The following is a 12,635-nucleotide window of genomic DNA, read 5'->3' as shown; positions in this document are numbered from 1 at the left end:
CCCTCCCTCTTGAACTGACCAGTCAGTGCAAAAAGTATGCCGCATGGTGCCCGGGTGGGCGCAAGTCGGCCGCGGGGGAGCGTGGCGTGATCTCGACTACAGGGTGAAAGTGCAGGTCAGGGCGATTGTCAGTGGTGTGCCTCACGATGGGTTGTGCGGTTCCGAGCCGTTATGCGACGACAGGAGGTTCGTCATGGCAACTCGTCCCACTGGGGCAGGTTCCGCTGCGTACGGTCCCCCGAGCGATGTCCACCCCGTCCTGCGCCGGACGGCCGCCCCGCCGGCCGCCCTCGACCTGCTGGCCAAGGCCCAGCGCGGCCTGGAAGAGGCGGCGTCCCTGGAAGCCCCCAACGAACGCTTCGCGACGGCTCACCTCGCCGCCCTGCGCGCCGCTGCCGCGGTGCTGGCCGTACGGGGCCGGCCCGAGCCGACGCTCCGCCGCCGGCAGCGCATCCGCAGCGCCTGGGAGGTGCTGCCCGAGGTCGCGCCCGAATTATCGGAGTGGAGCGCCCTGTTCGCCGCCGGCGCCGAGCGCCGGGCCCGCGCCGAAGCGGGCATACCCGGGGCGGCCGGCCCCCGGGAGGCCGATGACCTCCTGCGCGCCGCCGCCCACTTCCTCCGCCTCGTCGAACGCCTGCTGGCCCTGCAACCACTGCTCCCGCCACCGCGGACGCGCGCCGGGTAGACGGGGGCGGCGGGTCCCCTGGGGCGGCGCGCGGCCGGACGGACGCGCGCGTGGCCGGAAGCGGCGCGGCCGAAAACGGCGTGGCCGAAAGCGCGTGCAGCCGGAAGGGGGTGAACCGGGAAGCTCGCCGTTCCCGGGCGAGCGGTCGCCGTGAAATGCGGGGGCGTATTCCCCGTTTTGCCATTCCCGGCCCCGTCCCTTTCCGCCCGTGTTCCGTCGCTTGGACGGAAGGTAATTCCCGGGAAGCGCGCCCCGCTCCGGGCCTTTCCCGGGCGGCCGCAAACCGTCCGGGAAAGGCCCGGAGCGGCCGCCGGGCGCGGTTCGGTGGTGCGCGGGCGTCGCGGAGGGTGCGCGACCCCATAGGGTGGGAGGCGCCTATCAGTACATGCCCCCGCGAGGAGCCACCCGCCGTGTCTGACCCGCTGCGCCCGCGCGCATCCCTTCGTACCGCCGTGGTCTGGGAGGTCCTGAAGGACGCCCTGGAGCGCCGGGCCAAGGCCGCCGGGCGTGACGCCCTGGACGTCCTGGACACCGGCGGCGGCACCGGCAACTTCGCCGTGCCCGTCGCCCGGCTCGGCCACCGCGTCACCGTGGTCGACCCCAGCCCCAACGCGCTGTTCGCCCTGGAGCGCCGGGCGGCCGAGGAAGGCGTGGCCGACCGGGTGCGCGCCGTCCAGGGCGACGCGCACGGCCTCTTCGAGGTCGTCGAGCGCAGCGGCTACGACGCGGTGCTCTGCCACGGCGTACTGGAGTACGTCGACGACCCGGCCGAGGGCGTCCGCAACGCCGTAGCCGCGCTGCGCCCCGCCGGCACGCTGAGCCTGCTCGCCGCGGGCCTGGGCGGCGCCGTGCTGGCGCGCGCCCTCGCCGGCCACTTCACCGAGGCGCAGCGCGCCCTGAGCGACCCCGCGGGCCGCTGGGGCGACGGCGACCCGGTGCCCCGCCGCTTCACTGCCGAGCAGCTCACCGAGCTGGTGACCCGTACCGGCCTCGCGGTCGGCGCGGTGCACGGAGTGCGGGTCTTCGCCGACCTGGTCCCCGGCGTGCTCGTCGACACCGAGCCCGGGGCCATGGACGCCCTGCTGAAGCTCGAGGCAGCGGCCGCCGAGCTCCCCGCTTTCCACTCCGTCGCCACCCAGCTGCACGTCCTCGCCGAGCGCGGCTGACGGGCCCTGGCCCCTGCATCGGCCGGGCGCGCGCCGCGAGGCGAACACCGACTGCCGGGTGCAGTCGGCCACAGGGCCCCCGATCAGCCGCTTCGCCCCGTATGATCGGAGGTACAACGTCCGGCATGGCGGGAGGGCGGATGGGGAATGCAGGGTGCATCACCATCGGCCACCATGGTGGCGCGGACAGTGAATTGGCGTAGAGGGGCGGGTTTCACGGGGGCGATTCCCTGCCTATCCTGAAAGGGTCGCACCCGGTCGCCCCCCGCGACCGACGAGTAGGAGGACTCCGTGCCGCTCTCGGAGCACGAGCAGCGCATGCTCGAGCAAATGGAGCGAGCGCTGTACGCCGAAGATCCCAAGTTCGCGACAGCGCTTGAGGGAAGCGGGCTGCGTACGTACACCCGGCGACGGGTCTACCAAGCGGTCGCGGGCTTCCTGGTAGGTATCGCGCTCCTCATGGCCGGAATGGTCGCGCAGCAGATCTGGATCAGCGTGGTGGGCTTCCTCGTGATGCTCGGCTGCGCGGTCCTGGCCGTCACCAGCTGGCGCAAGGCCCCCAAGCCGGGCGAGCAGCAGGCCGGAGCGGGGGCCGCCCGAGGCGGACAGTCCCGCCGTGGATCCCGGCAACGGCGCTCGATGATGGAGCGCATCGAAGAACGCTGGCAGCGCCGCAGGGACGAACAGGGGCACTGAGCGTCCCGAGCGCCCCGCCCCTACGTCGCCCGGACCCTTTCGACGCCTGAGGCATCTGAGATCCGAGAGTGGTGTGGGCCGGACCCGGTTTTCCGGGTCCGGCCCACACCACTCACTCATGTCGGGGCACCCGTCAGTACCCGTCAGCCCTTCGGCGACCGCCCGGGCGCCCGGCCGGCCCCGGGATCAGCGGGCCGCCGACCGGCCCGGTAGCGCCGTACGGAGCCGGTCGAGGGCGGCCGAGACGCGGGCCGAGGCGGTCCACAGCAGGCGGACGGCGGAGCGCGGGGCCAGTACGGCACTCAGCCGCTGACGCCAGGAGGCCGCGTCGTGCAGCCCGGCGCGCACCCGCTGCACATCGTCGGCCAGGCCGGGCACGGCCTGCGGGCGCGGGGCGTAGAGCGCCTGCTCCACCGAGCCGGCCACCCGGTGGGCCGCCTCCGCGGCCGGCCCCGTCAGCTCGCCGACCCGTACGATCCGCGCGGCCGCCTTGCGCGGGGTCAGCGCGTCGTCCGGGACGATGCCGTAGTCCCAGCCCGAATCCACCAGCTCCCGCCAGGGACCGAGGGCGCCCGCTGCCGGGCCCCGGGGCCGGGCGCGCGCCGCCCTGCCCCGGGCGCCGCCGAGGCGGCGGGCGCGGGTCCGTATCCGCCAGAGCAGCGGGACCGCCGGCAGCAGCAGGACCAGCAGGGCGACGAGCACGCCCGCCGCGACCGTCCCCGGCGCCGGCCCGTCATCGGCCGCGCCGCCGCCGGACTGCGAGGGCAGCGCCCCGCACTCGGCGACCCGCCGCTGGTCCGGCGGACAGCTCCCGCCGTCCGCCGACGGCTCGGGCCGCGGCGCCGCGGTGCGGCCGGGCAGCGGCTCGGCCCGGCCGGGGTCGTCCTCGTCCGGCGCGTCCGAGGAGATCGTGTAGTCCGGCACGCTGCCCCGGCTCGGCGTCGGCTCGAAGCGCGTCCAGCCGATGCCCTCGAAGTACAGCTCGGGCCAGGCGTGCGCGTCCTTCAGACCGACCGAGTACGAGCCGTCGGCGCGCTTGCCGCCCGGCGTGAAGCCGACCGCCACCCGGGCCGGGATGCCGAGCGTGCGGGCCATCGCCGCCATCGAGAAGGAGAAGTGGACGCAGAAGCCCTCCTTCTGCTTGAGGAAGCGCGCGATCGCCTGCGTGCCGCTGCCCGCCCGGACCTCGGTGTTGTACGTGAAGCCGCCGTTCAGCGCGAACCAGTCCTGGAGCCGGACCGCCTTGCCGTACGCCGAGCGGGCGCCCCGCGTCACCTGCTGTGCCGTCCGCTGGACCACCGGGGGCAGCGAGCCCGGCACCCGGGTGTACTCGCGCCGCAGGGCGCGGCGCGGCGGCGGTGCCTCGGCGAGCTGCCGGGCCGTCGGGCGCACGATCAGGCTCTCGACCTGGTAACGGACCCCGCGGGTGTTCTGTCCCCGGTCGCCGACGAGGGTGCGGCCCTCGGGCTCGAAGCGCCAGCGGCCCGGGATGCCGACCCGGGACGCGGGATAGGGCATCGGCAGCCAGTTCTGGGCGTACCACTTGGCGGTGGAGACCGAGGTGTTCACCGCGGTGGTGTCCACGTCGGGCGCGAGGCCCGGGGGATCGGGCAGCCGGTCCGGCACGTCCACGACCGTGCGCTGCGACGGCTTCCAGGCCGCCCCGTCGAACTGGTCGAGCGCGACGATTCGCAGATACAGGTCGCGGGTGTCGGGGGTGGTCGTGCGGTAGTTCAGCACCTCCTGGTCCTCGGGCTGGTTGAGGCTGTTCTGCAGGGAGACCAGGGGGTTCACCGCGGAGATCGTGCCGCCGTCGGCCCCGGCGCGCCCGCGGCCGCTCATGTCCAGCAGCCCGCCGCCGAGCGTGGGCAGCGCGGCCGGGACGACCAGGGCGATGCCCAGGGCCAGCGCGCCGATCCGGCGGCCCGTGCGCACCGGGGCCGGCGCGGGCCCGCCGGCAGCGGCGAACCCGGCGCCCCCGGATGCGTACGGACGGCCCGCCGTCGTCGGGCCGCCGCCGAACACCCGCCCCCACCGGGACAGCCGGTCCCGGCCCTCGGCGAGCAGCAGTAACAGATAGCCGGCCGCGGCGACCAGGAACCACAGCCAGCCCGCGCCGCCCTTGGACAGCCCGGCGGCGACGGAGTACAGCGCGAGCAGCGGCAGGCCGGCCGGGGCCGCGCTGCGGTACGTCACCGCGAGCGCGTCCACGATCAGGCCGATCAGCAGCACGCCGCCGACCAGCAGCAGCCGGATGCCCGTGGTGACCGGGGCCGGGATTGCATACCGCCCGACGTCGTCGGCGCCCTCCTGGAGGAGCTGGCCGAACTCCCGGAAGGCGTCGGGGCCCGGCAGCAGCCCGGCGACGGCCTGGCCGCGGGCGAACATCAGCGTGAGCAGTACGAGCCCGGTCAGGGCCTGCGCGGCAACGGTCAGGGGGCGGGCCAGCGGGACCCGGCGGGCCAGCGCGCCGACCGTCGTCACCAGCCCGAGCAGGAGCGCCGCCTGGAACATCCAGCCGATCGGCTCCACCAGCGGCAGCAGCGCGCAGGCGGCGCCCAGCGTCGCCACCAGCGCGCACACCGCGAGCCTCGCCCGGCCGCTCATCGCTCCGCCCCCGCTCGCCCGGAGGCGGTACCGCCGGGCGGCACCCCGCCGCGCGCGGCCGCCCGCCGGGTGCGCGCGGTGTCGGCGAGCCGCCACAGGTCGGGCAGGGAGTCCCCCGGCCGCACCGCGAGGGCCGTCCAGCCGGCGTCGTCGAGCAGCCGCAGGCGGTCGGCCAGGGGGAGCGGGGCGGGCGCCGCACCGGACTGCGAGGGCGCCGCGGTACTGCTCCAGGCGTCGCCGTCCAGGACGAAGGCCACGGCGGAGCCGCTGCGGCGGCGCATGCGGGCCGCCAGCGCGGTCTGCTCCTCGTCCAGCTCGCCGAAGAACGCGATCAGCAGACCTTCGTTGCCCCCGCGCAGGACGTCGTGCGCCCGGGAGAGGCCGGGCTCCTCGGAGTGGTCGACGACGGCCAGCGTGTCCAGGAGCAGGCCCGCCGCGTCCGCCGAGGCGCCGCCGCCGGAGAAGCCGCCGGCGCCGTCCGGGCCCGGCACGGAGCTGCCGGTGTCGGTCAGCAGGCGTACCGAAAAGCCGCGCTCCAGCAGATGCAGCGCGACGGACGCGGCACCGGCGACCGCCCATTCGAACGGGGAGTCGGGCCCCGAGCCCTGGTGCGCCGCGCTCCGGGTGTCCAGCAGGATCGTGCAGCGGGCCTGCTGGGGCTGCTCCTCGCGGCGGACCATCAGCTCGCCGTACCGCGCGGTGGAGCGCCAGTGCACCCGGCGCAGATCGTCGCCGTGGCGGTACCCGCGCGGGAGCACGTCGTCGTCGCCGGCCAGCGCGAGGGCCCGGTGGCGCCCGTCGCCGTACCCCGCCGCCTCGCCGACCAGCCGGACCGGGGGCAGCGGCTCGACCCGGGGGACCACCGTCAGGGTGTCGTGCGTGCTGAAGGAGCGGGTCAGCTCGCACATGCCGAACGGGTCGGACAGCCGCAGCTGCAGCGGTCCGAGGGGGTAGCGGCCGCGCAGGTCCGAGCGGACGCGGTAGGACACGTCGCGGCGGCCGCCCGCCTCGACCCGGTCCAGGACGAAGCGTGGCCGCGGCCCGAGGACGTACGGCACGCGGTCCTGGAGCATCAGCACACCGGTGGGCAGCCGCGAGACGTTCTCGACGCGCAGCCGGACCCGGGTCTCGGCCGCGGCGGACACCCGCGCGGGGGAGAGGCTGCGGCTGCCCGCGACCCGATAGCGGGTGCGGTACAGCACGGCCACGCACACGAGGGGGAGCGAGGCCAGCAGCAGCCCGACCCGGAGCAGGTCGGCCTGGCCCAGGACGTACGAGCAGACCGCGGCGGCGACGCCGGCCGCCAGGAAGGACCGCCCGCGCGTGGTCAGCCCGCCGAGCGCAGCCCGCAGCCCGCCGGCCTCCGGCAGGACCGCGGCCGGAAACCCGCCGCTCCCCGGTGCCCCGGGCTCGCTCAACTCCCGGCCGGCCGCCTCCGGTGCCTCGCTGTGCCCGCCCCCGCCCCGCATCAGTAGCTCCGGGAGGCCGGCGGCCACTGCGCCGAGGGATCGGGGACCGGGGTGTGGTGCAGGATCTCCAGGACCACCTGCTCGGCCGAGCGGCGGTTCAGCTGGGCCTGGGCGGTGGGCAGCAGGCGGTGCGCGAGGACCGCGCCGGCCAGCGACTGGAGGTCGTCCGGGAGGACGTACTCCCGGCCGGCGAGGGCCGCCGCGGCCTTGGCGGCCCGCAGCAGATGGAGCGTCGCGCGCGGGGAGGCGCCGAGCCGCAGATCGGGGTGGTTGCGCGTGGCGGCGACCAGCTCGACCGCGTATCTGCGCACCGGGTCGGCGACGTGGACCGTGCGCACCGCCTCGACCAGCTTCACGATCTCGTGGGCGTGCGCGACCGGCTGGATGTCGTCCAGCGGCGACCTCCCGCCGTGCACGTCCAGCATCTGCAGCTCGGCCTCGGCGCTCGGATAGCCGATCGAGACCCGCGCCATGAAGCGGTCGCGCTGGGCCTCGGGGAGGGGATACGTGCCCTCCATCTCCAGGGGATTCTGGGTGGCGACCACCATGAAGGGGCTCGGCAGCGCATACGTCTGCCCGTCCATGGTGACCTGGCGCTCCTCCATGGACTCCAGGAGCGCGGACTGGGTCTTGGGGGAGGCGCGGTTGATCTCGTCGCCGATGACGATCTGGGCGAAGATCGCGCCCGGCTTGAACTCGAAGTCGCGCTGCCGCTGGTCGAAGACGCTCACGCCGGTGATGTCCGAGGGCAGCAGGTCGGGAGTGAACTGGATGCGCCGCACGGAGCAGTCGACGGACCGGGCGAGCGCCTTGGCGAGCATGGTCTTGCCGACGCCCGGCACGTCCTCGATGAGGAGGTGGCCCTCGGCGAGCAGCACGGTCAGCGCCAGGCGTACGACCTCGGGCTTGCCCTCGATCACGCCCTCCACCGACCGGCGGATGCGCTCGGCTGTGGCACTCAGGTCGCTGAGGCTCGCTCGCTCGTCATAGGTCGTCACCCGGCCCTCCTCGGCCCTGCCCCGCGCTCACGAAAAGCGGGGGTTCCCCATTTCAGGGCCGACGCCTCTTTCCCGGTCCGGCCCACCCCGATAGCGCGCCGCCCCCGGCCGGGCCGGAAACAACGTCACGTACGCATTCTTGCCGCCCGCGCGGCTTCGCGTCATGGGCTGTGGATAACTCGGAAAGGTGCGCACCGGTCACCGGGAGGGGCGGCGGCCGGAAAGAACGTTCGCCGGCACGTCGTCGACGTACCGGCGAACAGGGGAGGTTGCGGGGTTTTTCGCGTCAGTTCTGCGGGTCGACCTCGCGCAGCAGACCGGTCTTCACGTCGAAGACGAATCCGCGCACGTCGTCCGTGTGGAGCAGGAACGGCGACGTACGGACGCGCTGCATCGACTGGCGTACATCGGCATCCACGTCCTTGAAGGACTCCACCGCCCAGTTCGGGCGCTCGCCGACCTCGTCGGCCAGCTCGTTGCGGAAGTCCTCGGTCAGGGTCTGCATGCCGCAGCCCGAGTGATGGATGAGCACCACCGAACGGGTGCCGAGCGCACGCTGGCTGATGGTCAGTGAGCGGATGACGTCATCGGTGATCACGCCGCCCGCGTTGCGGAGGGTGTGCAGGTCGCCGACCTTGAGGCCGAGCGCCTCGGGGAGGTTGAGCCGGGCGTCCATGCAGGTCACCACGGTGACCTTCTGAGCCGGACGGGCATCCATGCCGGCTTCGGCATCGGTGTAGGCCGTGGCGTATCGGGCGTTGGCCTCGACGATGCGATCGGTGACAGAGCCGCCAGAGGGTGCGGCTGCGTTGTCATCGGACGGGGACTGTGCCTGCGACGCGGATATCGACATAGCCATAAAAGTAATCGCTGCGGTGCCGGAGCACCGCTTGTGAGGCCGGGCATAGCGGGTCAACGAGCCTGCTTGTGAGGTAACCCACAGGAACGGGCGACGTTCCCCCGTACGAGTGGAATCAATGATCCACAACGCCCGGGAGGGCGCGGCCCGGAGAGGTCCGGCGGCCGCGCGAGGACGCGCGCCACCGGTTGGTTGACCGAAGGGATGAGTGGACTAAAGTGACGCGAAGTGGGAGGCGTGAGACTCTCCTTGGATCCCGAATCCCGCGCGCGGGGAACCGCACGTGCGGTTCGGTCTCCTCCCGCTCCACCGGCCATCCGACGTCACTTCCCCGTCGGCGGACGGCCGCTTCCCCTTCAGAGCGGGCGGGGACCAAACAGTACGTGCGGCCTCCGTCGGCCAACGGCAGGTGGGCACCTTCCCCGAGGGGGCGGTATCCGCCGCCCTCCTCATCGGAAGGCGCATGAGCAGCAGCAATACCCGCCACGTCCCCGTCATGCTCCAGCGCTGTCTGGACATGCTCGCCCCGGCGCTCGCCGAGCCCGGTGCGGTCGTCGTCGACTGCACGCTCGGTCTGGGGGGACACAGCGAGGCGCTGCTGTCGACGTTCCCCGCCGCGCGCCTGATCGGCCTGGACCGCGACCCGTCCGCCCTGAAGCTCGCGGGGGAGCGGCTGGCGCCCTACGGGGACCGCGCGACCCTCGTGCACGCCGTGTACGACGAGCTGCCGGACGTCCTGGAGCGGCTGTCCGTGCCGCGCGTCCAAGGCGTGCTGTTCGACCTGGGCGTCTCCTCGATGCAGCTCGACGAGGCCGACCGCGGCTTCGCGTACGCCCAGGACGCCCCGCTGGACATGCGGATGGACCAGACGACGGGGATGAGCGCGGCCGAGGTCCTCAACAGCTACGCGCCGGGCGAGCTCGTACGGATCCTGCGGGCCTACGGCGAGGAGAAGCAGGCCAAGCGGATCGTCTCGGCGATCGTGCGGGAGCGCGAGAAGGAGCCGTTCACGAACAGCGCGCGGCTGGTCGAGCTGATCCGGGACGCGCTGCCGCAGGCCGCCAAGCGCACGGGCGGCAACCCCGCGAAGCGCACGTTCCAGGCGCTGCGCATCGAGGTCAACGGCGAGCTGTCGGTCCTCGAACGCGCCGTGCCGAACGCCGTGCAGGCGCTGGCCGTCGGCGGCCGGATCGCCGTCCTCTCGTACCACTCGCTCGAAGACCGGCTGGTCAAGCAGGTGTTCGCGGCGGGCGCCGCCAACACGGCACCGCCCGGACTGCCGGTCGTACCGGAGCAGTACCAGCCGCGTCTGAAGCTGCTCACCCGTGGCGCCGAGCTGCCCACGGAGGCGGAGATCGCGGAGAACCGCAGGGCGGCGCCCGCACGGCTGCGCGGCGCCGAACGCATCCGGGAGGACAACGCGTGACGGGCTCCGGGCGGCTTCGCGGTACGGGGGGCGGGCGGCTCGCCGCACTGGTCCCCTCCGGTACGAGCACGGCGGCGCGCACGCCGTTCGTGCTGCTGGTCGTGGTGCTGCTCGGATCCGGCCTGATCACGCTGCTGCTGCTGAACTCCGCGCTCAACCAGGGCTCCTTCGAGCTGAGCAGGCTGGAGAAGCAGACCACGGAACTGACGGACGAACAGCAGGCGCTCCAGCAGGAGGTGGACGGCTACTCGGCGCCCGGCTCCCTGGAGAAGCGGGCCCGTGGCCTCGGTATGGTGCCCGGCGGCAACCCGGCCTTCCTGGGCCCGGACGGCACGGTGCGCGGCGCGCCCAGCGAGGCCACGGGACAGCCCGCGGTGATGCAGGCGCCGCAGAGCCGCCCGCCGGGCCTCTCCGGGACGCACACGCCGTCCGGCAGCCCGTCCGGTACCGCCTCCCCGCAGCCCTCCCCGACGGCCGCCGGCGGGTGACCTCGTGACGCACGACGCCGCGCTCGCGGACGCATCGCCCGCAGACCGGACGGAGACGGAGGGGGAGCAGTGAGCGAACCGAGGGACCCCAGGGACCCCGAGAACCGGCGCGACCCGAGGGCCCGGCGCGGCCCCGCCCGCCCCGGCACCCCCGGGCGCCGCGTGCCGCGCCCCTCCCAGGGCGGCGCGTCGCCCCAGGGCCGCTCGCCGCGCCCGTCCGCCGCCAAGAGGCCAGCGGACGCCCGCCGCGACCCGAAGCGCGCCCCCTCCGCGAATCGTTCCTCCACGCAGCGCCCGGCCGCCGCGCCGAAGCGCCCGTCCGCGGCCCCGAAGCGCCCGTCCGCGGCTCCCAAGCGGCCCTCCGCCGCACAGAAGCGCCCGCCCCGCCCCCGTACCCCCACGCCCGCCCCCCTCCGCCTCGGCAACCCCCGCCCCCGGCTCCGTCTGGTGGCCGTCGCGCTGACGCTGGTCATGCTGGTCTTCGCGGTGCGGCTGTTCCAGGTGCAGGCGGTGAACGCCGACGCGTACGCGGCCAAGGCCAACGTCAACCGGTACGTACCGGTCACGCTCGCCGCCGAGCGCGGCGCGATCACCGACCGGGACGGCGTGGACCTGGCCACCACCGTGGACGCGTACGACATCACCGCCGATCCGAGCCTGCTGGCGCCCGACAAGATCAAGATCGACGACGCGCCCGAGAAGGCGGCGGCGCTGCTGGCGCCGATCCTCGGCGAGGACCAGAAAGAACTGGCCGAAAAGCTCTCCAAGTCCGACTCCCGCTACGTCCTGCTCTCGCGCCGCCAGAGCCCCCAGGTCTGGAAGCAGATCAAGGACCTGCGGAGCGCGCTGGACGCCAAGGCGCAGGCCGCGCCCAAGAGCGACCCGCGGCCCAACGTCCTGCTCGGCATCTTCGCCGACGAGCACAGCAAGCGGGTGTACCCGAACAAGGAGCTGGCCTCCGGGGTGCTCGGGTTCATGAACTCCGAGGGCAAGGGCGCGGGCGGCCTCGAAGCGAGCCTGGACAAGAAGCTCGCGGGCAAGCCCGGCAAGCTCGTCTACGCCCAGTCCGGGGGCCGTCGGGTGCCCACCGCCGACACCCAGGAGCACCCCGCGGTGCCCGGTACGGACGTCGAGCTGACCCTGGACCGGGACATCCAGTGGGCGGCCCAGGAGGCCATCACCAAGCAGGTCGAGAAGTCCAAGGCGGACCGCGGCTATGTCGTCGTCCAGGACACCAAGACGGGCGAGATCCTGGCGCTGGCCAACGCCCCCGCCTTCGACCCCAACGACATCACCCGCTCGGACGCCGACGCGCTCGGCAACGCCGCGCTGAGCGACGCTTTCGAGCCAGGTTCGACCAGCAAGCTGATGTCGCTGGCGGCCGTGCTGGAGGAGGGCGCCGCGACGCCGTCCACGCACGTCACCGTGCCGAACCGGCTGCACCGCGGCGACCGGCTCTTCGCCGACGACATCGACCACCCCACCTGGCACCTGACGCTGAACGGCGTGCTCGCCAAGTCCAGCAACATCGGCACCATCCTGTCGGTCGAACAGCTGGGCAAGACCCAGCGCGAGGCCAACGAGGTGCTCTACTCCTACCTGCGGAAGTTCGGCATCGGGCAGCCGACCGGGCTGGGCTTTCCGGGCGAGACCCCGGGAATTCTGGCCAAGCCGGCGGACTGGAGCACCTCGCAGCAGTACACGATCCCCTTCGGGCAGGGCCTCTCGCTCAACGCGGTGCAGGCGGCGTCCGTGTACTCCACGATCGCCAACGGCGGCGAGCGGATCGCGCCCACCCTCGTCCGCGGCACGAAGGGCCCCGACGGCCGGTACGTCGCCGCGCCGAAGCCCGAGAAGACCCGCGTGGTGAGCCCGAAGACCGCGAAGACGCTCGCCCGGATGCTCGAATCCGTGGTCGACGACCAGGAGGGCACCGGCACCGCCGCGAAGATCCCCGGCTACCGGGTCGGCGGCAAGACCGGCACCTCCAACCGGGTGGATCCGAAGACCGGGCGGTACCACGGCTACACGGCCTCCTTCGCGGGCTTCGCGCCCGCCGACAAGCCCCGCATCACCGTCTACTGCGCCGTACAGAATCCGACCAGCGGAAGCTACTTCGGCGGCCAGGTCTGCGGGCCGATCTACAAGCAGGTCATGCAGTTCGCACTGAAGTCGCTCCAGGTGCCGCCGACCGGTGCCGAGGCACCACGACTCCCGGTCAGCTTCAAGCCGGGTGAATGA

The 12,635-nt window shown here is 73.8% G+C and carries 10 protein-coding genes; 6 read left to right on the top strand and 4 right to left on the bottom strand.

Features of this window, described 5'->3' with window-relative positions; translation table 11 throughout:
- Positions 1-193 precede the first annotated feature (193 nt).
- The 3 genes from IF04_RS0115340 to IF04_RS0115330 all read left to right on the top strand — a co-directional run bounded on the left by IF04_RS0115340 (position 194) and on the right by IF04_RS0115330 (position 2,547).
- Entirely contained in the window at positions 194-685 is a 492-nt protein-coding gene (locus IF04_RS0115340; protein ID WP_030256571.1) for an SAV_6107 family HEPN domain-containing protein, read from the top strand.
- A 410-nt stretch (positions 686-1,095) separates the two neighbouring features.
- The gene (locus IF04_RS0115335) at positions 1,096-1,851 is read left to right on the top strand and encodes a methyltransferase (protein ID WP_030256568.1); all 756 of its coding nucleotides are present in this window, start codon (positions 1,096-1,098) and stop codon (positions 1,849-1,851) included.
- A 291-nt stretch (positions 1,852-2,142) separates the two neighbouring features.
- Complete coding sequence (locus IF04_RS0115330; protein ID WP_030256565.1) at positions 2,143-2,547, top strand: DUF3040 domain-containing protein; 405 nt, start codon at positions 2,143-2,145, stop codon at positions 2,545-2,547.
- A 186-nt stretch (positions 2,548-2,733) separates the two neighbouring features.
- Here the strand turns inward: IF04_RS0115330 and IF04_RS0115325 are convergent, their stop codons facing one another.
- The 4 genes from IF04_RS0115325 to IF04_RS0115310 all read right to left on the bottom strand — a co-directional run bounded on the left by IF04_RS0115325 (position 2,734) and on the right by IF04_RS0115310 (position 8,474).
- Entirely contained in the window at positions 2,734-5,154 is a 2,421-nt protein-coding gene (locus tag IF04_RS0115325) for a transglutaminase TgpA family protein (protein WP_030256563.1), read from the bottom strand.
- Positions 5,151-6,623, bottom strand: coding sequence for a DUF58 domain-containing protein (locus IF04_RS0115320; RefSeq protein WP_078600341.1), 1,473 nt, complete (start codon positions 6,621-6,623; stop codon positions 5,151-5,153). The genes IF04_RS0115325 and IF04_RS0115320 overlap by 4 nt, the downstream gene beginning before the upstream one ends.
- Positions 6,623-7,621, bottom strand: a complete 999-nt coding sequence (locus IF04_RS0115315) for an AAA family ATPase (RefSeq protein ID WP_030256559.1) — start codon at positions 7,619-7,621, stop codon at positions 6,623-6,625. Before IF04_RS0115315 ends, IF04_RS0115320 begins: the two co-directional genes overlap by 1 nt.
- A 286-nt stretch (positions 7,622-7,907) precedes the next feature.
- Complete coding sequence (locus IF04_RS0115310) at positions 7,908-8,474, bottom strand: beta-class carbonic anhydrase (RefSeq protein WP_030256556.1); 567 nt, start codon at positions 8,472-8,474, stop codon at positions 7,908-7,910.
- Between the two features lie 469 nt (positions 8,475-8,943).
- Between IF04_RS0115310 and rsmH the strand changes: the two genes are divergently transcribed.
- From rsmH to IF04_RS0115290, 3 genes are all read left to right on the top strand, one after another.
- Positions 8,944-9,906 carry a 16S rRNA (cytosine(1402)-N(4))-methyltransferase RsmH gene (gene rsmH, locus IF04_RS0115305; RefSeq protein ID WP_078600339.1) on the top strand — a complete coding sequence of 321 codons (963 nt, stop codon included), beginning with the start codon at positions 8,944-8,946 and terminating at the stop codon, positions 9,904-9,906.
- A complete protein-coding gene (gene ftsL / locus IF04_RS0115300) occupies positions 9,903-10,394 on the top strand; it encodes a cell division protein FtsL (RefSeq protein WP_051831264.1) in 492 nt (163 codons plus the stop codon). Before rsmH ends, ftsL begins: the two co-directional genes overlap by 4 nt.
- 69 nt (positions 10,395-10,463) lie before the next feature.
- Positions 10,464-12,635 carry a peptidoglycan D,D-transpeptidase FtsI family protein gene (locus IF04_RS0115290; RefSeq protein ID WP_425428420.1) on the top strand — a complete coding sequence of 724 codons (2,172 nt, stop codon included), beginning with the start codon at positions 10,464-10,466 and terminating at the stop codon, positions 12,633-12,635.

The sequence above is a fragment of the Streptomyces violens genome (genome assembly GCF_000717745.1).
Lineage (GTDB): Bacteria > Actinomycetota > Actinomycetes > Streptomycetales > Streptomycetaceae > Streptomyces > Streptomyces violens.
This window is presented reverse-complemented; position numbering and strand designations above follow the sequence as displayed.